The following is a 25568-nucleotide window of genomic DNA, read 5'->3' as shown; positions in this document are numbered from 1 at the left end:
GGGGAGAGGGTCGGGGAGAGGGGCAGTCCAGCCCGCTACCCTCTCCGCACTTCCCCTCTCCCAACCCTCTCCCCTGAAGGAGAGAGGGCTATGAGGTAAGATCATGAACGAACTGACCAATTTCGCGAACCCGGTGGCCAAACCGGAGACCTTCGACCAGATCCAGATCGGCATCGCCTCGCCGGAGCGCATCCGCTCGTGGTCGTTCGGCGAGATCAAGAAGCCTGAGACGATCAACTATCGCACGTTCAAGCCGGAACGTGACGGCCTGTTCTGCGCGCGCATCTTCGGTCCGATCAAGGATTACGAATGCCTGTGCGGCAAGTACAAGCGCATGAAGTACAAGGGCATCGTCTGCGAAAAGTGCGGTGTCGAAGTCACGGTGTCGAAGGTCCGCCGTGAGCGGATGGGCCATATCGAACTGGCCGCCCCGGTCGCGCACATCTGGTTCCTGAAGTCGCTGCCGTCGCGCATCGGCCTGCTGCTCGACATGCAGCTCAAGCAGCTCGAGCGCGTGCTGTACTTCGAATCGTACATCGTGATCGAGCCGGGCCTGACCGCGCTGGAAAAGTATCAGCTCCTCACCGAGGACGAACTGCTCGACGCGCAGGACCAGTATGGCGAGGACGCGTTCTCGGCCGGGATCGGCGCCGAAGCGGTCAAGCAGATGCTGATCGACCTCGACCTCGAGGGTGAAAAGCGGGACCTGCTCGAAGAGCTGGCCGTCACCAAGTCGGAACTGAAGCCCAAGAAGATCATCAAGCGGCTGAAGGTCGTTGAGAGCTTCCTGGAATCGGGCAACCGTCCCGAATGGATGATCCTCGACGTCGTGCCGGTCATTCCGCCCGAACTGCGTCCGCTGGTGCCGCTCGACGGCGGCCGCTTCGCGACGTCGGACCTGAACGACCTGTACCGCCGCGTCATCAACCGCAACAACCGCCTGAAGCGGCTGATGGAACTGCGCGCGCCGGACATCATCGTCCGCAACGAAAAGCGCATGTTGCAGGAAGCGGTCGACGCGCTGTTCGACAACGGCCGTCGCGGCCGCACGATCACCGGCGCCAACAAGCGTCCGCTGAAGTCGCTGTCCGACATGCTGAAGGGCAAGCAGGGCCGCTTCCGCCAGAACCTGCTCGGCAAGCGCGTCGACTATTCGGGTCGTTCGGTCATCGTGACCGGCCCGGAACTCAAGCTGCACCAGTGCGGCCTGCCGAAGAAGATGGCGCTCGAGCTGTTCAAGCCGTTCATCTACGCGCGTCTGGACGCCAAGGGTCTGTCGATGACCCTGAAGCAGGCCAAGAAGTGGGTCGAGAAGGAACGCAAGGAAGTCTGGGACATCCTCGACGAAGTCATTCGCGAGCACCCGGTCATGCTGAACCGCGCGCCGACGCTGCACCGTCTGGGCATCCAGGCGTTCGAGCCGGTGCTGATCGAGGGCAAGGCGATCCAGCTGCACCCGCTGGTCTGCTCGGCGTTCAACGCCGACTTCGACGGCGACCAGATGGCCGTGCACGTTCCGCTGTCGCTCGAAGCGCAGCTGGAAGCGCGCGTCCTGATGATGTCGACCAACAACATCCTGTCGCCCGCCAACGGCAAGCCGATCATCGTGCCGTCGCAGGACATGGTGCTGGGTCTCTACTATCTGTCGATGGAAAAGACCGGCGAGCCGGGCGAAGGCATGCTGCTGGGCGACATGGCGGAGGTGCATCAGGCACTGCACGCCGGCGCCGTCACGCTGCACACCAAGATCGTCAGCCGCGTTCCGCAAACCGACGAGAATGGTCAGCAGTATCTCAAGCGCTATGAGACCACCCCGGGTCGCATGTTGCTGGGCGAATGCCTGCCGAAGTCGCACAAGGTGCCGTTCGACACGGTCAACCGCCTGCTGACCAAGAAGGACGTCGGCGACGTCATCGACGAGGTGTATCGCCACACCGGTCAGAAGGAGACCGTGCTGTTCGCCGACGCGATCATGGCGCTGGGCTTCCGCCACGCGTTCCGTGCCGGCATCTCGTTCGGCAAGGACGACATGCTGATCGCGCCGGACAAGGACAAGCTGGTCGACGAGACCCGCGATCAGGTGAAGGACTTCGAGCAGCAGTATCAGGACGGCCTGATCACGCAGCAGGAAAAGTACAACAAGGTGATCGACGCCTGGAGCCGTTGCGGCGATCAGGTCGCGACCAGCATGATGGACGAAATCAAGGCGGTCCGCCGCTACGAGGAAGGTCCGATGAAGGGTCGCGAGAAGCCGATCAACTCGATCTACATGATGGCCCACTCGGGTGCCCGCGGTTCGCAGGCGCAGATCAAGCAGCTGGCCGGCATGCGGGGGCTGATGGCGAAGCCGTCGGGCGAGATCATCGAAACGCCGATCATCTCGAACTTCAAGGAAGGCCTGACCGTCCTTGAATATTTCAACTCGACCCACGGCGCCCGCAAGGGCCTCGCGGATACGGCGCTCAAGACGGCGAACTCGGGCTATCTGACCCGCCGTCTGGTCGACGTCAGCCAGGACTGCGTCGTCATCATGGACGATTGCGGTACCCAGCGTGCGCTCGAAATGCGCTCGATCATCGAAGGCGGCGCGACCATCGCGTCGCTCGGCGAACGCATCCTCGGCCGGACCACGGCAGAGGACGTGGTCGATCCGAAGACCGGCGAAGTCGTGTTCCCGACCGGAACGCTGCTCGACGAAGCCATGGTCGCGAAGATCGAGGCGATGGGTCTTCAGGCGATGAAGATCCGCAGCCCGCTGGTCTGCGAAGCCAAGGTCGGCGTCTGCGGCACCTGCTACGGCCGCGACCTCGCGCGCGGTACGCCGGTGAACATCGGCGAAGCGGTCGGCGTCATCGCGGCGCAGTCGATCGGTGAGCCGGGCACGCAGCTGACGATGCGTACCTTCCACATCGGTGGTGCGGCACAGCTGAACGAACAGTCGAACCTCGAAGCGCCGGTCGACGGCACGGTCGAGTTCCGCGACCTGCGCCTGATCGAGGATCAGCGCGGGCGCCGGGTGGTGCTCAGCCGTTCGGGTGAGATCGCGATCGTCGACATGGACGGCCGCGACCTTTCGGTCCACCGCATCCCCTATGGTGCGTATGTGCTGTTCGACGATGGTCACATCGTTTCGCAGGGCGACCGCATGGCGGAATGGGACCCGTTCACCGCGCCGGTCATCACCGAAACCGCCGGTACCGTGAAGTTCATCGACCTGATCGAGAACAAGACGGTCACCGAGCGCGTCGACGAAGCGACCGGTATCGCCCAGCGCGAGATCATCGAATATCGCGCGACGTCGAAGTCGAAGGAGGATCTGCGTCCGCGCATGACCCTGCTCGATGCGAATTCGGGCGAGGCCGCGCGCTACATGCTGGCGCCGGGCGCGGTGCTGTCGGTCGAGGACGGTGCACAGGTACAGGCGGGCGACGTTCTCGCCCGTGTCGCCCGTGAATCGGCCAAGACCCGCGACATCACCGGCGGTCTGCCGCGCGTCGCCGAGCTGTTCGAGGCGCGCATCCCGAAGGAGGCGGCGATCATCGCCAAGGTTTCGGGCCGCGTCGTGTTCGGCAAGGATTACAAGGCGAAGCGCAAGATCGGCATCCAGCCCGAGGATGGCGGCGAGGTCGTCGAGTATCTGATCCCGAAGTCGAAGGTGATCGACGTTCAGGAAGGCGATTACGTCAAGCGCGGCGACAACCTGATCGGTGGTTCGCCGAACCCGCACGACATTCTGGAAACGCTCGGCATCGAGCCGCTGGCCGAATATCTCGTCAGCGAAATCCAGGGCGTCTACCGGTTGCAGGGCGTGAAGATCAACGACAAGCACATCGAGACGATCGTTCGTCAGATGCTGCAGAAGGTCGAGATCACCGACGGTGGCGACACCACCCTGCTCGCCGGCGAACAACTCGACCGTGACGAGATGGACGAAGCCAATGCGAAGCTCGCGCCGGGTCTGGCCCCGGCACAGGGCAAGCCGGTGCTGCTCGGCATCACCAAGGCGTCGCTCCAGACCCGCAGCTTCATCTCGGCTGCATCGTTCCAGGAAACGACCCGCGTCCTCACCGAAGCGTCGGTGCAGGGCAAGATCGACAGCCTGAACGGTCTGAAGGAAAACGTCATCGTCGGCCGCCTGATCCCGGCGGGCACCGGTGCCGGCATGAACCGCCTGCGCGTCGCGGCATCGTCGCGCGATGCGGCGCTGCGTGCCCAGCAGCGCGCGCTGGCGGGCTTCATCGCGCCGAACTCGGCCGAGGAAGAGCATGCCGCCGAACTGGCCCGTTCGCCCCGCGACGGCCAGGGCGTCAGCGATCCGCTGGCCGATGTCGTGCCCTCGGGCACCGGCACCGACGCCGATGCGGGCGAATATCTGAACGACTGATCGTTCGGGTCTTCGTGCGTTGAACGAACCGCCGTCCGGGCAACCGGGCGGCGGTTTCGTTTTGGGGAGCAAGGCACCGCACACACCAACACGTCACCCCGGGCCTGCCCCGGGGTCCCGCTTCTATCGGGCCATCGTACAGGAAGAAGCGGAACCCCGGATCAAGTCCGGGGTGACGGAAGGGAAGGCACGTCCCGGCAAGCAGCCACCTTCCCTCCCCCGCGTGCGCGTCCTACCCTCCCGCGAACCAAGGGGGACCCATGCACCGCATCCTGTTCGCGCTCCTGCTGCTCGCCGCGCCGGCGGCCGCCCAGACCTATCGCACCGACTTTGACCCATCGGCGCACAAGGGGCCGCGGACCGGCCCGGCCAACGACGTCATGGTGCTCGGCTCGCCGCATCTGTCGCAACTGCCCGACCGGTTCCGCCCGGAGGCACTCGCCCCGCTGCTCGACCGGCTGGCGGCGTGGAAGCCGCAGGCGATTGCGATCGAGGCGCTGTCCGGCGCGCAATGCGATCAACTGCGCCGCTACCCCTATCGCTATGCCGATACCGTGCCGGACTATTGCTGGGACCCGGCACCGGCCAGAGCCGCGACGGGGCTCGATGTGCCCGCCGCCAATGCGGCGTTCGAAGCGTTGCTGGCGACGTTGCCGGCCACGCCCAGGCCGGCCGACCGGCGCAAGCTGGCGGCCCTGTTCCTGGCCGGCGGCGAACCGGCATCGGCGCTGGTGCAGTGGCTGCGGCTGCCGGTCGCCGAGCGCAAGGCCGGCGACGGCCTGGACGCCGTGCTGGTCGCGCGACTGACCACCTTGGAGACCCGCCGCGACGAAAGCCTGATGATCGCGGCACGACTGGCCGCGCGGCTCGGCCTCCAGCGCGTCTATGCGATGGACGACCATAGCGCCGATCGCGCGATGCCGAAGGCGGAGGAAGCCGCCTATGGCAAGGCGATGCAGGCCGCATGGGACAATCCGGTGCTCAAGCGGCGGATGGCGGCGATCGACGCGATGCAGGGCGATTTGGCCACGAGCGCAGGCGTGCTGACCGCCTATCGCGGCTATAACGCGCCGGGTCAGGGGCAGATCGCGTTCGACAGCGACTTCGGCGCCGCGCTGGAGGAACCCTCCCCCCAGCGTTTCGGCCGGCAATATGTCGCCTATTGGGAAACCCGCAACCTGCGCATGGCCGCCAACATCCGCGACATGCTGGGCGAGGCGCCGGGGATGCGCGCGCTGGTCGTCGTCGGTGCATCGCACAAGCCGTATCTGGAGGCGTATCTGCACCAGATGCACGACGTCCGCATCGTCGATGTGATGCCGCTGCTGCGCTGATCCGGAGCCGGCGCGGCGTCCGGTCGTTGTCCGCTGGATAACAGGAGAGGACATGCCATGGCGCAGGACGACGCAACCGCCGACACGCTGGCCGACAGCGTCGACGACGCCATGCTGGCCAAGACCAGCCCGCCGCTCGGCGCGATGGTCCTGCTGGGCATCGCGGCGGGGGCGCAGATCGGCTTCGGTGCGATCGGCTATCTGGTCGCGCAGGCCGGGATGACGCCGGGTGGCGGGACGCAATTGCTGTCGGGCATCGCCTTTTCGGTCGGACTGATGCTGGTGATGGTCACGGGCACGCAGCTGTTCACCGGCAACACGATGCTGGTCCTGCCCGCCGCGCAGGATCGGCTGGGCATCGGCGAGACGCTGCGCGACTGGAGCGCGGTGTGGGTCGCGAACCTGATCGGCAGCCTCGCCATCGCGGCATTGTTCGTCGCATCGGGCGCTCCGCAGGCGATCGACGGCGCGGTCGCACAGGCGGCGCTGAAGACTGCCGATACCAAGCTGGCGAAGGACTGGGGCGAACTCCTCGCATCGGGCGTGCTCGCCAACATGCTGGTCTGCCTCGCGGTCTGGATGGCGACGGGGGCCAAGACCGTCGCGGGCAAGATCGCTGCCGTGATCGGCCCGGTCGCGCTGTTCGTCGCGGCAGGGTTCGAACATTCGGTGGCGAACATGACGCTGCTGCCGATCGCCTGGGCGCTGGACCATGCGGCGGTGCCGGTCGGGCCGCTGCTCGGCAATCTGTTACTGGCGACGGCGGGCAATATCGTCGGCGGGTCGCTGGTGGCGATCACCCTCGCGGCGGGGCATCGGGTGCTGGCGAAGTAACCGTCGCCGGCCCGCCCCGGCAAATCTCCCCATGACCGTACGGGACAAGAGCCGCTCGAGGCCCCAGCCTTCGCTGGGGCGACGTCTGTGGGACGTCGGGAAAACCGCTCCACCGTCACCCCGGACTTAATCCGGGGTCCCGCTTCTTCTGCGACGTCGGCGATACAGCGGCCCCCCGAATCAAGTCCGGGATGACGAGAACGGTAACCACCTGTCGTTGGTCGGTCGCGACCGTTACGATCGCCCGCGCCCAAATATGAAAGAGGCCGCCGGGGTCTCTCGACGCCCGGCGACCTCAAGCATGGTCAGCGGCCGGAAGCTCCAGCCCGGGAGACCATGCGAGCCGCTTGCATGGGGCCACGGCGTTGACTGGGGGAGGATACCCCCCGCACGCGGCCGACCCGCTTTAGCGGCGCGTCTCCCGAACGAACTGAACCGACCCCATTGCTGAACCATGAGACATCGGATCACCTCCTTTCGCTAGTTAAAGCCGTTACGCACCGACCGGTGCGCATCCCGAACGTGGGGCATCCGCGGCCTGCGTACAAGACTTGTATTGCACGATGTTTCCGCCATACTCGACCGCCCGGGCCGCGTTCAGCGCCCCGCCGGGCGACATCCCCGCACCACCGCACCGATCGCCTTGTTGCCGGGCACCTGCAGCACCGGGGTCTTGCCCGACGTGATCCCGAACCGCTCCGCCTTGGCCAGCGCGTCGAGGAAGGTCTGGCCGGTGCTGACCGCCGCCTCCAACGCGCCGTCGACCATCTGTGCCGGAAAGGTCGCAGCGGCGTCATCGGTGAACAGGCGGATCGAATCGCCCTCGAAGGGGCCGCGCGACAGCAGGATTTGCCGGCCCGACCGGTCGCAGCGAATCGCGAAGACGATGCCTTGCTCGTCGGAAAAGGTCGCCGCGCCGGGCTTCGCCGACCACGTTCCGGTCACTGACACCGCCCCGTCCAGTTCGGGCGTCGGCAACTGCCCGGGCCTGAGCACACGCGGCGACGGAGTCGGGCGGGGTGCGGGTGTCGCGCGGGCAGTGGGCTTGGGCGCAGGCGGCGGCGGTTCGCTCGAACAGCCTGCCAGCGCCAGCAGCGCGACCAGCGCCCGCCCCCGCATCAGCGGCGGCAATCCTCGGTCACGCGCAGCACCTCGGCCCAGGCGGGCAGGACCAGGCGCCCGACCGGCGTCCCTTCGACCACGAACCGCCCCCGGCTGAACCCGATCGCGTCGAGCAACCGGTCGCTGGCGGGCAGCGCCACCCCGACCCCGCCCGCCATCAGCTGGACGTTCAGTGTCCGCTGTGTGCTGGTCGTGCGGATCGTGACGGGGCCGGCGACGGGGCGCGCGGTGGCAAAGAGCATCGTCACCTGACCCGCCCCCCGGTCGCAGGTCAGCGTCGCCAGCGGCGCGGCACCGCGCACGCCATAGCTCGCCGCCGATCCGCCGCTTAAGCCCCGATATTGCCAGTCGCCCGGCGTACGCGGCAGGTCGCGCCAGTCGGCGACCGGTGCCACCGGAGTCGGCCGGACCGGCACCGGACGTTGTGCGGGCGCCGGCACCTCTTCGGTCCCGGGCGGCGCACCGGGCGGTACACACCCGGCCAGCAGGATGACGGCGGAAAGGGGGAACAGGATACGCATGCCCCCCTTATGGGCGATGCGGGCGGCAGCCTCAACCGGGGATGGGGCCGCCCTGCGCCGTCCTTCGTCCCCTTCGTCATTCCGGCGAAAGCCGGAATCCATGGTCACGGAACGTCGCGATGGAGCCGAGAACACCCGACACAATGGATCCCGGCCTTCGCCGGGATGAGGACAGTTGCTCCGTCGTCACCCCGGCGAAGGCGGGTGGCCAGATGCGCTGGCATTGCGATTCCAGCCGCTACGACGACGTTTATGGATTCCCGACTTCGCGCGAACGACAGGCGAACTACCGCCGCCGCCCGCCCCCGCCGGCCATCCGCATCGCCTTCTGCTTGCCATAGCGCGTCTTGCGCGTCCCCGGCTTGCCCTCGTTCGACCGCCCCATGACCGGCGCCTTGTGCTCGCTCGCCGGCAGGCCGAGTTCCTCGCTTTCGAGCGCACGGATTTCGTCGCGCAGCCGCCCGGCAGTCTCGAACTCCAGGTTCGCCGCCGCCTCGCGCATCTGCTTTTCGAGGCTTTCGATATAGGACCGCAGGTTATGGCCGACCATATGCGGCCGTTCTTCGTCGATCTCCACCGTCACCTGATCGCGCGACGCGACGTCGGCGATGATGTCGCCGATCTGGCGCTTGATCGTGGTCGGCGTGATGCCGTGCGCCTCGTTATACGCCCGCTGCTTTTCGCGACGGCGATCGGTCTCGGCGATGGCGCGCTCCATGCTGCCGGTGATGCGGTCGGCATAGAGGATCACCCGCCCGTCGACGTTGCGCGCCGCGCGGCCGATCGTCTGGATCAGCGAGGTTTCGGAGCGCAGGAACCCTTCCTTGTCGGCATCGAGGATCGCGACCAGCCCGCATTCGGGAATGTCGAGGCCCTCGCGCAGCAGGTTGATGCCGACCAGCACGTCGTACACCCCCATCCGCAAATCGCGGATCAGCTCGATACGCTCCAGCGTCTCGACGTCCGAGTGCATGTAACGGACCTTCAGGCCCGCCTCGTGCATGAACTCGGTCAGATCCTCGGCCATGCGCTTGGTGAGGGTCGTGACCAGCGTGCGATAGCCGAGCTTCGCCGTCTCCTTCGCCTCGTGGATCAGGTCGTCGACCTGTTCCTCGACCGGGCGGATCGTGATCGGCGGATCGATCAGCCCGGTCGGGCGGATGACCTGTTCGCTGAACACGCCGCCGGTCTGCTCCATTTCCCAATCGCCCGGCGTCGCCGACACGCACACCGTCTGCGGGCGCATCGCGTCCCATTCGTTGAAGCGCAAGGGGCGGTTGTCGATCGCGCTGGGCAGGCGGAATCCGTACTCGGCCAGCGTGATCTTGCGGCGATGGTCGCCGCGCGACATGCCGTTGATCTGGGCGATCGTCTGGTGGCTTTCATCGACGAACAGCAGCGCGTTCTCGGGCAGATATTCGAACAAAGTGGGCGGCGGCTCGCCCGGCAGGCGGCCGGTCAGGAAGCGGCTGTAATTCTCGATCCCCGCGCAGCTACCGGTGGCGGCGATCATCTCCAGGTCGAAATTGGTGCGCTGTTCCAGCCGCTGCGCCTCCAGCAGCTTGCCCTCCGTCACTAGTTCCTTCAGCCGCTCGGCCAGCTCATGCTTGATCGCCTCCGCCGCCTGTTTCAGCGTCGGGCCGGGGGTGACATAGTGCGAGTTCGCATAGACGCGGATCGAATTGAGATTGGCGATCTTCTTGCCCGTCAGCGGGTCGAACTCGGTAATCTCCTCGATATCGTCCCCGAAAAAGGTGATACGCCACGCGCTGTCCTCATAGTGCGACGGGAACAGCTCTAGGCTGTCGCCGCGCACGCGGAAATTGCCGCGCTGGAACGCGGCGTCGTTGCGCTTGTATTGCAGCGCGACCAGCTTGCGCACGATCTCGCGCTGGTCGACGACATCGCCGTTCTTCAGGTCGAAGATCATCGCCGAATAGGTTTCGACCGATCCGATACCGTACAGGCACGACACCGACGCGACGATGATGACGTCGTCGCGCTCGAGTAGCGAGCGGGTGGCCGAGTGGCGCATCCGGTCGATCGCCTCGTTGGTCGAGCTTTCCTTCTCGATGTACGTGTCCGAACGCGGAACGTACGCTTCGGGCTGGTAATAGTCGTAATAGCTGACGAAATATTCGACGGCATTGTCGGGGAAAAACGACTTCATTTCCCCGTACAGCTGCGCCGCAAGTATCTTGTTCGGCGCGAGAATGAGCGCCGGGCGCTGCAATTCCTCGATGGTCTTGGCCATGGTAAAGGTTTTGCCCGACCCGGTAACGCCAAGCAGCACCTGATCCTTCTCCCCCCCCTTCGCCGCCGCGACCAGTTCCCGAATCGCGGTCGGCTGGTCGCCGGCGGGCTGGTAATCGGACTTGATGACGAAGCGTTTGCCCGCATCCACCTTCTCCGGCCGGGCCGGGCGGTGGGGGATGAAGGTCTGCCCGGTTTCCGGCTCGGACAGGTCGGTGCGGATCATGATCGCCATGGGTCCGAATATGGGTGTCGCAGAACGGGACGGCAACATTCGGGGTGGCCGGTTTTGCGATTCACACGACGGCGCGAAGAAGAAGGAACTGGTTCGCGCAGAGGCGCGGAGACGCGGAGGGGTTGCGCTGGTGGAACCGTCCCTCGTTGCGCCGCCGAACGCCGGATATCGTCATGCCAGCGAAGGCTGGCATCTGCGCGGCGAGGCGCGCGCTTCACAACCAGGAGACCCCAGCCTGCGCTGGGGTGACGTTCGGGGCGGGACAAGCGCTGGCCGGTCACGAAACCTGCTCCGCGCCTCCGCGCCTCCGCGCGAAAACGACCTTCTTCTTCGCAACCTTCGCCCGAACCGAAACCCTCTCGACACCCGCCCCGAACCCGATAGCTTGACGCCCCAAAGGGGACCCGAACCATGCGCAAACTGATCGCCACCGCCGCCTGCCTGTTCGCCACGACGCCGGCCATGGCCGAACCCGATTGGGCCCCAGCGGTGCGCGCCGATTACAAGGTGTCGCTGGGCAGCATGTGGGACTGGTTCCACCGCAATCCGGAATTGTCGTTCAAGGAGGTGAAGACCGCCGAACGCATGGCGACCGAGCTGCGCGCCGTGCCCGGGATGCAGGTCACCACCGGCATCGGCGGCACCGGCGTCGTCGGCGTATTGAAGAACGGCCCCGGGCCGACCGTGCTGGTCCGCGCCGACATGGACGGCCTGCCGGTCGAGGAGAAATCGGGCCTGCCCAATGCCAGCAAGGCGCGACAGGTCGGCGTCGACGGGGTCGAGGCACCGGTGATGCACGCCTGCGGCCACGACACCCATATCACCGCGATGGTCGGCACCGCCCGCCGGCTGGCGGCGCTGAAGGACCGGTGGAAGGGTACGATCGTCTTCATCGTCCAGCCTGCCGAGGAACGCGTCGGCGGGGCGAAGGCGATGCTCGCCGACGGCCTTTACAGTCGCTTTCCCAAGCCCGATTACGCGCTCGCCTTCCACGTCGCCGCCGGATTGCCGGCGGGGATGGTGTCGGCGTCGGAGGGCATCCAGTATTCGTCGTCGGACTCGGTCGACATCGACGTCCCCGGCATCGGCGCGCACGGCGCCAGTCCGCATGCCGGCAAGGACCCGGTCTATATGGCGTCGCAGCTGGTGATCGCTTTGCAGGGCCTGATCAGCCGCGAACGCCAGCCGCTCGACCCGGGCGTCATCACCGTCGGCTCGTTCCATGCCGGGCTGAAGCACAACATCATCAGCGACATGGCCAAATTGCAGGTGACCGTCCGCGCCAATGACGAGGGCACGCGCAAGCAACTGCTCGACGGCATCCAGCGTGTGACCACCGGCATCGGCACGCTGAACGGCATGCCCGCCGACAAGATGCCGACCGCCAAGGTGATCGAGGGCACGCCGACCACGATCAATGACGGCCCCCTCGCCCGCCGCCTCAACGCGGTGATGGCGGCGACGCTGGGCCCGAAGAATGTCGTGCCGTTCGAACAGACCGGCATGGGCGCGGAGGACTTCGCCTATCTGGTCCAGCCCGATTCCAAGGTAAAAGGCTATTATTTCGCGGTCGGCGGCACGCCGATGGCGGACATCGTCGCGGCCCGGAATGGCGGGGCGCCGGTGCCGTCGCACCATTCGCCACTGTTCAAGGTCGCGCCGGAGCCATCGATCGTGACAGGAACGATCGCGATGACCGCAGCGGTGCTGGATTTGCTGGGGCCGCAGTCGGGTAACTGACCTGCTCCTTACCCCGTTCGGTTCGAGCAGCTTCGAGCCTGTCGAGAAGCGTCCGTCGAGAACTCCCGGTTGCCTGGAACAACCCCCTTCTCGACTACGGTTCTCGGCAGGCTCGAACCTCCGCTCGAAGCAAACGGAAGGGGGGCGGACGGGCGGAAGCGTAAACACAACCGTTCGTGCTGAGTAGGGGCCGAGCGAAGTCGAAAACCCGTATCGAAGTACCTGTCGCGGTCCTTCGATACGCCCTTTCGACAAGCTCAATGGCTACTCAGGACGAACGGATATGATCACCCAAACACCGACCAATCCGCCTTGTCCGCCAGCAACTCCAGCGCCCTCACCCCCAGGATCGAATTTCCCTGCCGGTCGAGATTGTTCGACCACACCGCGATCGACGCGACCTGCGGCACGATGGCGAGGATACCGCCACCCACGCCGCTCTTCGCCGGCAGCCCGACGCGGTACGCGAAGTCGCCCGACCCGTCATATTGCCCGCTGGTCGTCATCAGCGACAGCAACCGCCGCGTCCGCTTGGCGCGCTTGTCGTCCTCTGCATCGCCGGTGCGCGCGGTGCGGGTCAGGAACAGCCCCGCCTTCGCCAGCGACTGCGCGCTTAGCTCGATCGCGCATTGATGGACATAGGCTTCCATCACCTCGTCGATGTCGCAATGCAGATTGCCGTGATGCTTGGCAAAGCTCATCATCGCACGGTTCAGGTCGCCGCCCTTGCGCCCGCTTTCCAGCACGTCGTCGTTCAGGACGACCTCGCCAAGGCCCGCCTCCCGCCGCACGAACTCGACCACCGCCCGTGCCGAGGCATCGTCGCCCTTATGCTCGACCAGAATGTCGCACACCACCAGCGCGCCGGCGTTGATGAACGGATTGCGCGGCACGCCCTTGTTGCGTTCGAGGTCGACGATCGAATTGAACGGATCGCCCGACGGCTCGCGTCCCACCCGCTTGAACACCTTGTCCCCGCACGCCTCCAGCGCCAGTTCCAGCGCGAAGACCTTGGCGATGCTCTGCACCGGAAAGCGGATATGCGAATAGCCGCCATGGAACAGCCCACCATCCGGCGTCGCCACCGCCATGCCGAACCAGTCGGGCGGATAGTCGAGACCGGCATCGGCCGCCTGCTCGATCTCGGCGGCGTTGGTGGTGATCTCCTCCGTCACCTCGGCGACGATGCGGGCGAGGTCGGTCATGGCAGTTCCTTGTTGCTATACGATCACCGGGTAGCACGCGCACCTGCCAAAGGCGAACCGTACCCCCGCGCAGGCGGGGGTCCAGAGCCACAAACGGCCGCGCCGGCGACCCTGGATCCCCGCCTGCACGGGGATAGGGCTGTCAGATCGACACCAGATTGTTCAGGTTGATGATCGGCAGCAGGATCGCCAGCACCATCATCAGCACCAGCCCGCCCATCAGCAGCAGCACCATCGGTTCGACCAGCGCCACCAGCGTCGCGACCAGCGCGTCGAGTTCGCGCTCCAATTCGCCCGACGCGCGGTCGAGCGCCGAAGCCAGCTTGCCCGACGTCTCGCCCGAAGCGACGATCGCCACCAGCATCGACGGAAAAATCTCCGCCTCCGCCATCGCCGCGCGCAAGGACAAGCCTTCGCGCACCCGCGCCGCGACGGTCAGCGCCTTGTCGCGCACGAAGCGGTTGGGGGTGACGGCGGCGGCGGCGTGCAGCGCCTCGACCAGCGGCACCGCGCTGCCGACCAGCGTGGCGAGACTGCCCGCAAAGCGCGCCGCATTATGCTGGCGGCTGAACCGGCGGAACGGCCGGCGCGTCGCCAGCCGCCGGTCGACCCGCAGCCGGTTGGCCGGCACCCGCAACCAGCGCGCACCGATCAGGAACAGCACCAGCGCCGCGACCGCGACGACCAGCCCGTACTTCTGGATGAACGCCGACAGCGCGATCAGCGCTCGCGTCAGGAACGGCAGTTCCGCCCCGCGCGACACGAACACGCGGACGATGTCGGGCACGACATAGACCATCAACAACACCATCATGCCGAAGCTGACGTTGGCCAGCAGCGCCGGGTACAGCAACGCCAGCTGCATCTTCTGCCCATTGGCCTGCCGGGTCTCGACGAAATTGGCGAGGTGGTTGAGCACGTCGGGCAACCGCCCCGACTGTTCCCCCGCCGCCACCGACGCGCGGTAAAATTCGGGAAACGCCTTGGGATGCCGCCCCAGCCCCTGCGCGAAGCTGCGCCCGTCAAGGATCGCGGCGCGCACGTCGAGCAGCAGCGCATTGACCGCGGCATTGTCCGCCTGCCCCGCGACGATGCGCAGCGATTCCTCGATCGAGATATCGGAGCCGACCAGCGTCGCGATCTGCCGGGTGAGCGTCGCCAGCGCCTTGGCCGACACGCCGCGCCGGAACAGCCGGGGCAGCTGGACACTGCCGAGCTTCGGACCTTTTTCCGCCGCTTCCTCGACCGACAGCGGAAGTTCGCCGCGCTCGCGCAAGAGCGCGCGGGCGGCGGCGGGGCTGGACGCTTCGATGACGCCCTTGACGGTGGCGCCGGTGCGGGAGGCGGCGCGGTAGGTGTAGGCTGTCACCGGCCTACCCCCGTCAAAATTCCCGTTTGGTTCGAGCAGCTTCGAGCCTGTCGAGAAGCGTCCGTCGAGAACTCCTGCCCAGCAGGACCCCGTTCTCGATACGCGCTCTCGACAAACTCGATCGCTACTCGAACCAAACGGGTGAGACTAAGGGTGTTGGAAATCACCCCTCATCCCGCACGACCCGCGCGACCTCCTCGACCGTGGTCACCCCGGCCCGCACCTTCGCCACGCCATCATCCAGCAACGCCGGATTATCCACCCGCGCCGCCCGCTCCAGTTCCGCCTCGGCCACGCCGTTATGGATCATCGCCTGCAACCGGTCGTCGACCGCGACGACCTCGTACAGCCCGGCACGCCCGCGATAGCCCTCGTGGTGGCACGCCTCGCAGCCGCCCTTGCGCCACAATTTCTTGCCCGGCTTGATCGCCCCGCCCAGCAGCACGCTGTCCGCCTCGGTCGCGCGATCCTGCCAGCGGCATTCGACGCACAACCGCCGCACCAGCCGCTGCGCGACCAGCCCGACCAGCATCGGTGCCAGCAGATAGCGTTCGACCCCCATGTCGATCAGCCGCGTGACCGATCCGATCGCGGTGTTGGTGTGCAGCGTCGACAGCACGAAATGCCCGGTCATCGACGACCGCACCGCCGTCTGCGCCGTTTCCTGATCGCGAATCTCGCCGACCATAATGACGTCGGGGTCCTGCCGCAGGATCGCGCGCAGTCCCCGCGCAAACGTCATGTCGGTGCGCGGATTGACCTGGGTCTGCGCGATGCCGGCCAGCTCATATTCGATCGGGTCCTCGACCGTCATCACGTTGCGGCGACGATCGTTCAGCCGGGTCAGCGCGGTATAGAGCGTCGTCGTCTTGCCCGAACCGGTCGGCCCGGTCACCAGCAGCAACCCGTGCGGCCGTTCGAGCAACCGTGCGAACACGCTCTCGTCGCGCTCCGACATGCCAAGGCCGGCGAGGTCGAGCATCATACCCCCGCGTTCGAGCAGGCGCAGCACTACCCGCTCGCCATGCTGCGTCGGCATGGTCGACACGCGGGCGTCGACGTCATGCCCGCCGATGCGCAGCGTCACGCGGCCGTCCTGCGGCGTGCGGCGCTCGGCAATATCGAGCTTCGCCATGACCTTGATCCGGCTGACCAGCAGCGGGGCGAGCGCGCGGGGCGGCTCGACGATATCGCGCAGCACGCCGTCGATGCGGAAACGGACGACCAGGCGCTTCTCCTGCGTCTCGACATGCACGTCCGACGCGCCTTCCTTGATCGCCTCCAGCAGCAGCGCATTGATCAGGCGAATGACCGGCGAGTCGTCGCGCGCGTCGAGCAGGTCGTCGACCGCTGCGGCGCTGTCGGCCAGTGCCGCGAGATCGGTTTCGGCCAGTTCGATGTCGGCGGCGGTCGATGCGCTGCCGCCATAGCTCGCCTGCAACGCCGCATCGAACGCACCGTCGTCCAGCGCCACGAACGGGATGCCCGGCGCGACCCGCTGCACCTCCAGCATCGCGTCCAGCGTCGCGTCGGCGCGGTGGACGCATTCCATGCCCGCCTTGCCCAGCCGGATCAGCACGCCGCCCTTGCGCGCATAGCCATAGGGCAGCCGCATCGGTTCGGCATGGAGCAGCGTGTCGGTCACGGCTGGAACTCCACGCTCGCATTGACCCGGCCCGACGTCGCGCCGCGTTGCATCGACACCCGCCGCACGCCGATGGTGCTGGTCGACGCGACCGAACTCAGCCATGTCACCACCGCCGGATAGGGCGAATCGGTCAGCGTCGCAGTGATCGCACCGTTCGCCTCCGCCACGACCGGCTGCAACCCGGCGGTCGCGGCGGTCGAACTGATGACGGCCTGCGGTGGCCCGGCGGCGATCGTTTGCGGCGCGCTTTCCAGCCGCCCGGCGGCGCGCACCCGCGCCATCAGCGTCTCGGCCTGGCGAATATCGGCTCGCGCCTGCGCCCGCGCCGCCTGCACCGGCTTCACCACGCCATAGACCAGCACGACCCCGGCCAGCAGCGCCGCCAGCGTCCCGACCAGCACCCGCTCGCGCGTCGACAGCCCCTGCCACCAGCTGTCGAAGCGACCCAGCGCCGCCTCGATCCGGGCGTTGCGTTTGAGCAGCACGATCATGCGCCGCGCGCCACGATGCGCAGCGTTCCGCCGGGGGCCACGACGACCTGCGCCGCGACGCCCGCTGCGGACAGGGCGGCGCGGACCCGGTCGGCCATGCCGGTTTCGGGCGATTCACAGTCGATGGTCAGCGCATTTCCCTCGAAATTCATGCTCCGCACCACCAGCACCGGCCCGATCGGGCTGAGCGCCCCGCCGACGCGCGACAGCAAGGGCACGAAGCGGTTGGTGCCGGTCGGGCGCGGCAGCAGGTCGGCGACCCGCACCATGAAATCATCGCCCCCGGTCGGCACCGCCGGCGCGGTCGTCGCGACCAGCTGCTGCAGCGCGTCGTAACGCCGCTCGGCGATCCGTTGCAGCATCAGCGTATCCGCCACCGCGATCACGCCATGCGCCAGCGCTGCCAGCCCAAGGATCATCGCGACCTTGCGCGTCGTGCTCGGCCATGCCGTCCGGCGGCGGGCATAGGCCCCCTGCCGCAAATCGATCGGCGCCGCCGCGACCCGGTCGGCCAGCGAGGCAAGCGGAAAGGCCGCGCCATCCCCCGCCATCGCTTCGGGCAAGGGATCGCCCGACGCCGCCACCTTCGGCCGCCCCGCCGCCTCCCATGCCGCCACCAGCATGGTGAGCGGCAGCGCGAATCCGGTGCCGTCGGCGGCGCGGACCAGCGCGCGCCCGGCCGTCACATCGACGCTCCACCCCTCGACCGGCACCGGCAGCATCAGCGCATCGGGCACGAACGCCGCCCCGGCGATACCCGCCGCCTCAGCGAACGCGAGCCATTCGGCCATCACCCCATGCCGGACCACCGCCACCAGATAGCGCTTGTCGCCGGCCGCATCGCCGAGCGCCAGATGCACCGCGTCGATCGGGTCGGCGATCCGGTCCTCGATCGCAAAGGGCAACGCCGCCAGCCGTTTCGCCCGGTTGGGCAGCGGCAGGTCGACGGCGAGGAGAAGGACCGATTCGGACGGCACGAGCAAGGTTGTTGCCGCCACCGTCCCATCGACTAATATGGCTTCGCCGCCCGCGACAGCCCACACGCCGGCGGCCGGACCGGCGGGGGCGGGTTCGATTGTCACAATGGCTTCATCGTGTGGACGCATTGGGGCGTGGATGCGCATCTTATTCCGAAAGTTTCGTGACACCTTGGCCGCGAACCCCGCCGCCCGCAAGGTTTCTGTCCCCGACCGCGAGGCGGGGCTGACATTGGTCGAAATGATCGTCGTGCTGGCGATCATCGCGCTGGTCGCCGCGCTGATCGTGCCCAACGTCATCAACCGCCCCGATCAGGCGCGGGTGACGACCGCCGGCACCGACATCAAGTCGATTTCCGCCGCGCTCAAAATGTACCGGCTGGACAATGGCGATTACCCGACGACGACACAGGGGCTGAAGGCATTGGTCGAGAAACCGACACAGCCGCCCGTCCCCGGCGCCTATCCGCCCGACGGCTATCTGTCGCAGATGCCGCAGGACCCATGGGGCAATCCGTACGTCTACGAATCGACCGGCGGGCGCTTTACGATCAAATCGCTCGGCAAGGACGGCAAGCCGGGTGGCGAGGGGCTGGACGCCGATATCGACGGGACGACCCGCTGAGTCAGTCCTTCCTCCGTCATTCCCGCGCAGGCGGGAATCCATTGCCGCCGACGCCTGCGATAGAGTCGCACGGTCGGTGTGTATGGCCCCCCGCCTGCGCGGGCGTGACGGACCGTGATTCCGAATCCGGCATGACCCTGATCGAAATGCTGATCGTCCTCGCCATCATCGGCGTAGCGGCGGGGGCGGTCAGCCTCGGCATCGGCAGTGCCACCCGCGCGCCGAACGTTGAAGCGGAAGCCCGCCGCCTCGCCGTCCGGCTGCAAGCGGCGGCGGACGATGCGATGCTCGGCGACCAGCTCATCGCGCTGACCACCGACACCCATGGCTATGGCTTCGCCCGGGTCGGCCCGCGCGGGCTGACGCCGATCACCGACGACGCGCTGGCATTCCATACCCTGCCAGGCGGCATGGTCATGGCACTCGACACCGCGCCACCGGTGATCCTGGGCGTCGACGGCACCGGGCAACCGCTCGGCGCGACGGTGACCGGCGGCGACCAGACTTGGCGGGTGCAGTATGACGGCGTGACCGCCCGCGCCACGAAGGTGACCCCATGATCCTCCCCGCTCCGCGGGGAGGTGGACCATGCGCAGCATGGTGGAGGGGGGTGTCCGCCCGCGTAACCGTCGCGTTGCGCCGCGACGCCCCTCCACCGGCGTGCGGCCGGTCCCCCTCCCCGCGCAGCGGGGAGGAACCACAAGCCGGCTTTTCTTTGATCGAGGCAATGGTGGCGCTGGCGGTATTGGCGATCGCCACGGTAGGGCTGATCGGCGCGGTCGAGCAGCACATCGATTCGACCCGTGGCGTCGAACGGCGCGCGATCGCGATGTGGGTCGCCGAAAACCGGCTGGCCGATCTGGAAGTGGGGACGCCGGAGGCGAATGGGGAAACGGTGGACATGCTGGGGCGGCAATGGAGCGTGGGCGTGAACCGGACCGCGACCAGCGACCCCGCGCTCGACCGGGTGACGATCACCGTCGCCCCCGTCGGCGAAGCTGCGCCCATGGCCCGGCTCGACGGCTTCCTGCGCAAGGACGCGGCATGATCGTCGTCGAACGCCTTCGCTTCCGCGAACGCTGGGTCGACTGGCTCGCCGCCGCCGCGATCGTGTCGGTCGCCTTCGCGCTCGCCGGCCTCGTCTGGCGGATCGCGGGCCACGCCGATACCGGCGCGATCACCGTGCCTTCCGAAGCGCGCGCCCGTGCGGTGACGGTCGACAGCGGCCCGGCCATCGCCTGGTCGCCCTTCGGCAGCCCGACCGCCGCCGATGCGACCTCGCCGACCGGCATTCAGGCGATCCTGAAGGGCGTCGTCTTCGCCCGCCCGGCCGAACTGTCGATCTCGTTCGTGTCGCTCGGCAACGAACCGGCCAAGCCGTACAAGGTCGGCGACGCGCTGGCTGGCGCGCAGGTGACCGAAATCCGCCGCGACCGCATCATCCTGAACAATGGCGGGCGGCTGGAATATCTCGCCTTAACGCCACGCCGATCCCTTGCGGTCATGCGATCGGCGCCGACGCCCCGCCGGGCATGCGGCAGGGCGATGTCGTCCAGTCGGTCAACGGCGCCGCCATGACCGACCCGTCGGCGGTCAATGCGGCCATCGCCAGCGCCGCCGCATCGGGGCAGGCGCAGGTCACCATCCTTCGCGACGGCAAGCCGATCACCGTCTCCATTCCCATCCGTTAGGGTCTTCCCCGTGCGCCACCGCTTCGCCTCCGCCTTCCTCTCCCTCGCGCTCGCCGCAACCAGCCTGTCGCCGGCTATCGCTCAGACCCAGGCCGCCGACATCGTCGTCAACATGCGCGGCGTGGAGATCGCCGACGTCGCCGATCAGATCAGCCGCATCACCGGCCGCACGCTGATCCTCGACCCTAGCGTCAAGGGGCAGGTGACCGTCACCTCCGCCGAACCGCTGTCCCCGGCGGGCGTGTGGGAGCTGTTCCAGTCGGTGCTGCGCGCCAACGGCTTCGCCGCCGTCCGCTCCGGATCGGCATGGCGCATCATTCCGCAGGCCAATGCGGTGCGCGACGGCGGGGTGCGCACGCGCGGCGTCGGCGGGCAGGAACTGACCACGCGGATGGTGCGCCTCTCGAACGTCCCCTCGGCCGATGCCGCGCGGATCGTGCGGCCGTTGGTCGCCAGCTTCGGCAGCGTCGAGCCGCTGACCCAGCCCAATGCGATCGTCGTCACCGACTATGCCGACAATGTCCGCCGGATCGAGGCGCTGGCCCGGTCGCTCGACGGCGGCGGCGGATCGACCTTCGCCACCATCACGCTGACCAACGGCAACGCCGCCGACATCGCCACCGCGATGCAGGCGGTGCTGGGCGAAGGCGGCGCGCGCGTCGCGGGCGATCCGCGCAGCAACACCATCCTCGTGCGCGGTACGCCCGCCAGCGTCGCGGAGGCGCGCCGCATCGCCCAGTCGCTCGACGCACGCGGCGGCAGCGCGACCATGTCGACCCGCGTCTTCCGCCTGAACTTCGCCGATGCCGAAAGCGTGACCGACGTGTTGCGCGGCATTCTCGGCCAGCAGCAGTCGGCGACGAATCCGGTCGCGCGCAGCCTCTCGACCGTCAGCCAGCGTAACAATGCCGGGCAGGCGCTGTCGGGCCTGATCGCCAGCGGCGGCACCAATGCCGGCGCGCTGGCCGGTGCCGCGGGTGGCCTGGGCGCCACCGGGGTTGGCGGCAGCATCAGCACCGTCGGCCAGAATCAGCAGACGACCCCGGCGCAGGGCTTCACCACTCCCGACATCACCGTCCAGCCCGCGCCCGACATCAACGCCGTCGTCGTACGCGGCACGCCGACCGCCATCGCCCAGATCGAACGCCTGATCCCCGACCTCGACGTCCGCCGCCCGCAGGTGCTGATCGAAGCCGCGATCGCGGAGATCACCGGGCAGGACGCCGAACAACTGGCGGTGCAGATCGGTACGGCGGGCGCAGCACTGACGCAGGTGAGCGGCGCCGGCACATCGTTCGACAATGGCGGCGCATCGCTCGGCCGGATCCTCGGCGTGCTGGGCGTACCCGCCGCCGGCCTACTGAGCGGCGGCCTCTCCGCCAATATCGGCATCGGCAACGATTTCTCGATCCTCGTGCAGGCACTCAGCACCTCGACCAAGGCCAATCTCCTTTCGACCCCGCAAATCACCGTGCTCGACAACAAGCTCGGCGAGTTCGTCGTGGCGCAGGAAGTGCCGTTCGTGACGGGTTCGATCCTGACCGGCAACGGCACCGCCAACCCCTACACCACCATCGAACGCAAGGACGTCGGCATTACCCTCCGCGTCCTGCCGCGCATCAATGCCGGCGACACGATCCGGCTGGAGGTGAGCCAAGAAGCATCCTCTATCGCCCCGACCCAGGTCAGTGGTGCGGCCGACATCATCACCAACAAGCGCTCAGCCAACACCACCGTCCTAGCCGACAATGGCCAGACGATCGTGCTCGGCGGCCTGACCAGCGACGATTATCAGCGGCTCCGCAGCCAGGTGCCGATCCTCGGCAGCCTTCCGGTGATCGGCGAACTGTTCAAGGGCCGCACCGAAAGCCGCCAGAAGCGCACCCTGTTCGTGTTCCTGAAACCGACCATCCTGCGCGACGGCGCGGATGCGTCGGCAGCGGCGCGCGCGCGCTACGACCGGCTGCGTCGCGACGAGGTGCTGCAGGGCGACAAGCGCAGCCTGCTCCTTAATCCCCCTGCCCCGCGCCTGACGATGGAAATCGACGGAATTTACTGAGCGGAACCACCGCACCAACCGTCACCCCGGGCTAGACCCGGGGTCCCGCTTCTCCTTCTTCGGCCGCCAAGAAGCGGGACCCCGGATAAATCCGGGCGTTGAGACGCGCCCCCGCCCCCCCGGACTTTCCTACACGCCGCGCCGCTGGCACGATGCATCCCCTGCCCGCGCCCGCACCCAACCAACCAGAACCCGCCCGACGCGCAAAACGTCACGAGTGTGAACTTAGTGAACTTTGAACGCAAAACGGGCGGCGGTCCTCAGACCACCGCCCGTCCCGACTGCGCTGGGCAGGTCGGTTACAGCGCGACGACGCCGCCGTCCTTCTTGGTGATGACGATCGTCGCCGAACGCGGACGGGTGCCCGCGGTGCCGGCCGACGTCGCGGGGATCACGCTGCTGCCGCTGGTCGGGAGCGCCGGCCAGTTGCTCGTCGGCTTGTCGAAATTGCCGCCTTCGCCCGGATGCTGGATGTTGACGAACAGCGACCGGCCGTCCGGCGTCGATTCGATGCCGGTGATCTCGCACTGGACCGGTCCGACCAGAAAGCGGCGCAGCGCGGTGCCCGGCGTCTTGCCGATGCGGGTCGTCGCGGTGCTGGTCGCCGACACGCCGGTATTGGTGATGGTGCGCGTGCCGCCATCGCCGACGCTGCCCGGCATCGCCGCCAGCATCATGCAGTTGGTGACGTCGGTGTACGCGCCGTCATCGGTCTGGATCCACAGCACCGGCGTGACCTGGCCCGACGCGTTCGACGGCTTGCCGAACCACAGCCCGTCGGGGCTGGAAAAGTCGTTGGTGGCGTCGAGGCCCGACAGGTTGATGTTGGTCGGGTCGAGGTCCGATCCCGCACCGAAGGCATAGACGTCCCAGGTGAAGCGCGTCGCCTCGGTCGTGTCGCCGGCTTCGCGCAGGCGGATGATATGGCCGTTGGCGTTGCCGGTCGAACGCGACGTGCTGTTGACCTTCGGGTCGATATAGGACCGCGGGTTGGCGGCATCGACCTGCGCCGGCGAGCGCGACGAGTTGTTGGTCAGCGTGCAGTACATCTCGCCGGTCGCCGGATTGACCGCGGTCCATTCCGGACGGTCCATCCGGGTGGCGCCCACCGCATCGCCCGCCAGACGGCAATGGGTCAGCACATCGGCCTGATCGGCGAAGGGATAGAGCGCGTTGCCGGCGGTCAGGCCGTTCTGCCCGAACACCAGCGCGATCCACTCGCCCGAACCATCGGCATTGAACCTGGCGACGTACAGCGTGCCCGAATCAAGATATTTGTCGCCGATGGCCAGCCGGTTGCTGGCGGTCGCATCCGCCGCGACCCAGGCCGTGTTCGACACGAACTTGTAGATATATTCGTTCTGCGCGTCGTCGCCCATGTAGAAGGCGGGCTTCACGCCGGCGATGGCGCGGCCGGGGCAGCAGCCCTCATGGTTCATGCGGCCGAGCGCGGTGCGCTTGCGCGGGGTCGAGGTCGGATCATAGGGATCGATCTCGACGCACCAGCCGTACTGGTTCGGCTCGTTGCGGAAATCGCCGGTGCCGCTCACCGGCTTGGTCGGGTCGATCGTCGCGTTGAACTTGCCGATCAGCGTCGCGCCGGCGGTCGCTTCGGCCGCCGTTGTCCAGCCGTAATTGCCGCTGCGCTGCGACAGGCCATAGCGGGTGAACGCCTGGGTCGACTTGGCCCCGACCAGCGCGGTGCGCTGCGCATTGTCGCCGCTGTCGCGCCGGAAATAACCCGCCCAGTTTTCCTCGCACGTCATGTAGGTGCCCCACGGCATATGGCCGTTGGCGCAGTTGTTGATCGTGCCGCGTCCCGCCGTGCCGTCGGGCGAATAGGCGGTGAACAGCAGCGCGCTGCCCTTCACCGGGCCGCTGAACACCATCGGCGTATAGGGGGTGATGCGGCGGTTCAGCGACGATCCCTGGACATAGCTCCAGCCGGCCGAGCTCTGCGTCACCTCAATGACCGACACGCCGTGGCATTCCATTTCCTTGACGACTTCGGACGTCGGCCGCGCGCCGTTGACCACCGTCTGCCCGGCGACGTGGAGATATTGTTCCGAGATATTCTCGTGGTTCATCACCAGCAGGCCGCGCGTAGAATTGTTCGCGTCGGGCGTGGTGCCGCTGGCCGCCAGCCCGAAATAGCTCATGCCGTCGTGATGATCGCCCGCGCGCGCCGAATAGCCGCTGTCGGTGCCGTTATTGGCAAAGGCCGACGTGGCGGCGTTGATCGGATCGCCCAGGCGGTACACCACGGTCGCGGTATAGTCCGACGGGATGCTGACCACATCGGCCAGGCTCTTGGCGACGGCGGTGAAGCCCAGCGCCGGCGGCGATACCGCGACGGTGATGTCGCTGCTGCTGCTCGCGCCCTTCACGTCGGTCGCGGTGTAGCGGAAGACGAGGTTGCTCGCCGCCGATACGGCCGGCGCGATGAAGGTCGCGGTGCCCGGCGTCGTGCTCGACAGGGCGACGGTCGGGCCCGACACCTGGGTAAAGGTCTGGCTGACGATCGCATTGTCGTCGGTCGCGGTCCCGGTCAGCGTGACGACCCGGCCCGCGCTGGTCGCGCCGGTCGAGGTGCCGCCGACGACCGGCGGCGTATTGTCGATGCCCTGGACCTTGTCGTCGCATGCGGCGAGCAGCGATCCGCCGAACACGGCGACCGCCGCAGTCGACGCGCCGCCGCGCAGCGCCTGGCGCCGCGAATAACGCTGGTCGACCAGGTCCTGCAGGCTCGGCCCGGTGCTCGGATTGGTTTCGATATCGCCATCGTCATAACCGATGGTCAGGTCGTTGTTCGCCATGGAGATTCCCCGCTTCGTTGGACGCCGACCGTGCCGGCACCCTCCCTGCGGCTGTCGTTGGCGCATCGCTGCGACAGGGCGGTTGCGGTTCGATGAAAGCGGCATGGCGAAACGACGACAATATGATGACTGGCTTGTGCCGCATGCGACGGCGGGCGTAGGGACAGGGCATGGCCGCCGACCCCCGCCCCGCCAATGACAGCGCGCCGATCCGGCCCAGCCTGTTCGATCGCGCGGTGGAGGCGGCCCGGCGCGATCCGACAC

The 25568-nt window shown here is 67.5% G+C and carries 18 protein-coding genes; 9 read left to right on the top strand and 9 right to left on the bottom strand.

The features are described from left to right. Positions 1-103: 103 nt before the first annotated feature. From rpoC to CA237_RS11310, 3 genes are all read left to right on the top strand, one after another. Entirely contained in the window at positions 104-4384 is a 4281-nt protein-coding gene (gene rpoC / locus CA237_RS11320) for a DNA-directed RNA polymerase subunit beta' (protein WP_066693644.1), read from the top strand. Between the two features lie 260 nt (positions 4385-4644). Continuing rightward, complete coding sequence (locus CA237_RS11315; RefSeq protein WP_126014105.1) at positions 4645-5718, top strand: DUF5694 domain-containing protein; 1074 nt, start codon at positions 4645-4647, stop codon at positions 5716-5718. 57 nt (positions 5719-5775) lie between these two features. After that, positions 5776-6552, top strand: a complete 777-nt coding sequence (locus CA237_RS11310) for a formate/nitrite transporter family protein (protein ID WP_126014103.1) — start codon at positions 5776-5778, stop codon at positions 6550-6552. Positions 6553-7149: 597 nt separating this feature from the next. Here CA237_RS11310 and CA237_RS11305 read toward each other — a convergent pair. The 3 genes from CA237_RS11305 to uvrB form a co-directional block, all read right to left on the bottom strand. Continuing rightward, positions 7150-7671, bottom strand: a complete 522-nt coding sequence (locus CA237_RS11305) for a hypothetical protein (RefSeq protein ID WP_066693652.1) — start codon at positions 7669-7671, stop codon at positions 7150-7152. Beyond that, positions 7671-8195 (bottom strand): hypothetical protein, encoded by a 525-nt coding sequence (locus CA237_RS11300; RefSeq protein WP_066693654.1) that lies wholly within the window; start codon positions 8193-8195, stop codon positions 7671-7673. Before CA237_RS11300 ends, CA237_RS11305 begins: the two co-directional genes overlap by 1 nt. A gap of 286 nt (positions 8196-8481) precedes the next feature. Further along, entirely contained in the window at positions 8482-10683 is a 2202-nt protein-coding gene (gene uvrB / locus CA237_RS11295; RefSeq protein WP_126014101.1) for an excinuclease ABC subunit UvrB, read from the bottom strand. 411 nt (positions 10684-11094) lie between these two features. On the opposite strand from uvrB, the gene CA237_RS11290 reads away from it, so the two are divergent. Further along, the gene (locus CA237_RS11290; protein ID WP_066693663.1) at positions 11095-12423 is read left to right on the top strand and encodes an amidohydrolase; all 1329 of its coding nucleotides are present in this window, start codon (positions 11095-11097) and stop codon (positions 12421-12423) included. A 287-nt stretch (positions 12424-12710) separates the two neighbouring features. On the opposite strand, the gene glsA is transcribed toward CA237_RS11290, so the two are convergent. From glsA to gspL, 5 genes are all read right to left on the bottom strand, one after another. Then, entirely contained in the window at positions 12711-13628 is a 918-nt protein-coding gene (glsA, locus tag CA237_RS11285; RefSeq protein ID WP_066693667.1) for a glutaminase A, read from the bottom strand. Between the two features lie 142 nt (positions 13629-13770). Next, on the bottom strand, positions 13771-14997 hold the full coding sequence (locus CA237_RS11280; RefSeq protein ID WP_066693671.1) for a type II secretion system F family protein: 1227 nt from the start codon (positions 14995-14997) through the stop codon (positions 13771-13773). 163 nt (positions 14998-15160) lie between these two features. Then, positions 15161-16612 (bottom strand): GspE/PulE family protein, encoded by a 1452-nt coding sequence (locus CA237_RS11275; RefSeq protein WP_066693736.1) that lies wholly within the window; start codon positions 16610-16612, stop codon positions 15161-15163. 26 nt (positions 16613-16638) lie between these two features. Beyond that, a complete protein-coding gene (gspM, locus tag CA237_RS11270) occupies positions 16639-17136 on the bottom strand; it encodes a type II secretion system protein GspM (protein WP_066693674.1) in 498 nt (165 codons plus the stop codon). After that, positions 17133-18218 (bottom strand): type II secretion system protein GspL, encoded by a 1086-nt coding sequence (gene gspL, locus CA237_RS11265; RefSeq protein WP_232308052.1) that lies wholly within the window; start codon positions 18216-18218, stop codon positions 17133-17135. The genes gspM and gspL overlap by 4 nt, the downstream gene beginning before the upstream one ends. A 67-nt stretch (positions 18219-18285) precedes the next feature. On the opposite strand from gspL, the gene gspG reads away from it, so the two are divergent. The 5 genes from gspG (at position 18286) to gspD (ending at position 22488) form a co-directional block, all read left to right on the top strand. Beyond that, complete coding sequence (gene gspG / locus CA237_RS11260) at positions 18286-18738, top strand: type II secretion system major pseudopilin GspG (RefSeq protein WP_269746918.1); 453 nt, start codon at positions 18286-18288, stop codon at positions 18736-18738. A gap of 104 nt (positions 18739-18842) precedes the next feature. After that, positions 18843-19298 (top strand): prepilin-type N-terminal cleavage/methylation domain-containing protein, encoded by a 456-nt coding sequence (locus tag CA237_RS11255; RefSeq protein ID WP_269746919.1) that lies wholly within the window; start codon positions 18843-18845, stop codon positions 19296-19298. Positions 19299-19453: 155 nt separating this feature from the next. Then, complete coding sequence (gspI, locus tag CA237_RS11250) at positions 19454-19786, top strand: type II secretion system minor pseudopilin GspI (RefSeq protein WP_232308053.1); 333 nt, start codon at positions 19454-19456, stop codon at positions 19784-19786. Then, on the top strand, positions 19783-20316 hold the full coding sequence (locus tag CA237_RS11245) for a type II secretion system protein N (protein WP_241215475.1): 534 nt from the start codon (positions 19783-19785) through the stop codon (positions 20314-20316). The genes gspI and CA237_RS11245 overlap by 4 nt, the downstream gene beginning before the upstream one ends. Before the next feature lie 123 nt (positions 20317-20439). Next, positions 20440-22488, top strand: coding sequence for a type II secretion system secretin GspD (gene gspD, locus CA237_RS11240; RefSeq protein WP_066693686.1), 2049 nt, complete (start codon positions 20440-20442; stop codon positions 22486-22488). 299 nt (positions 22489-22787) lie between these two features. Here the strand turns inward: gspD and CA237_RS11235 are convergent, their stop codons facing one another. Beyond that, positions 22788-25304, bottom strand: a complete 2517-nt coding sequence (locus CA237_RS11235; protein ID WP_126014099.1) for a PhoX family phosphatase — start codon at positions 25302-25304, stop codon at positions 22788-22790. Positions 25305-25568 lie beyond the last annotated feature (264 nt).

The sequence above is a fragment of the Sphingomonas sp. ABOLH genome, assembly GCF_003951715.1.
In the GTDB taxonomy this organism is placed as follows: domain Bacteria; phylum Pseudomonadota; class Alphaproteobacteria; order Sphingomonadales; family Sphingomonadaceae; genus Sphingomonas; species Sphingomonas hankookensis_A.
The sequence above is the reverse complement of the archived record's forward strand: the minus strand, read 5'-3'. Positions and strand labels throughout refer to the sequence as shown.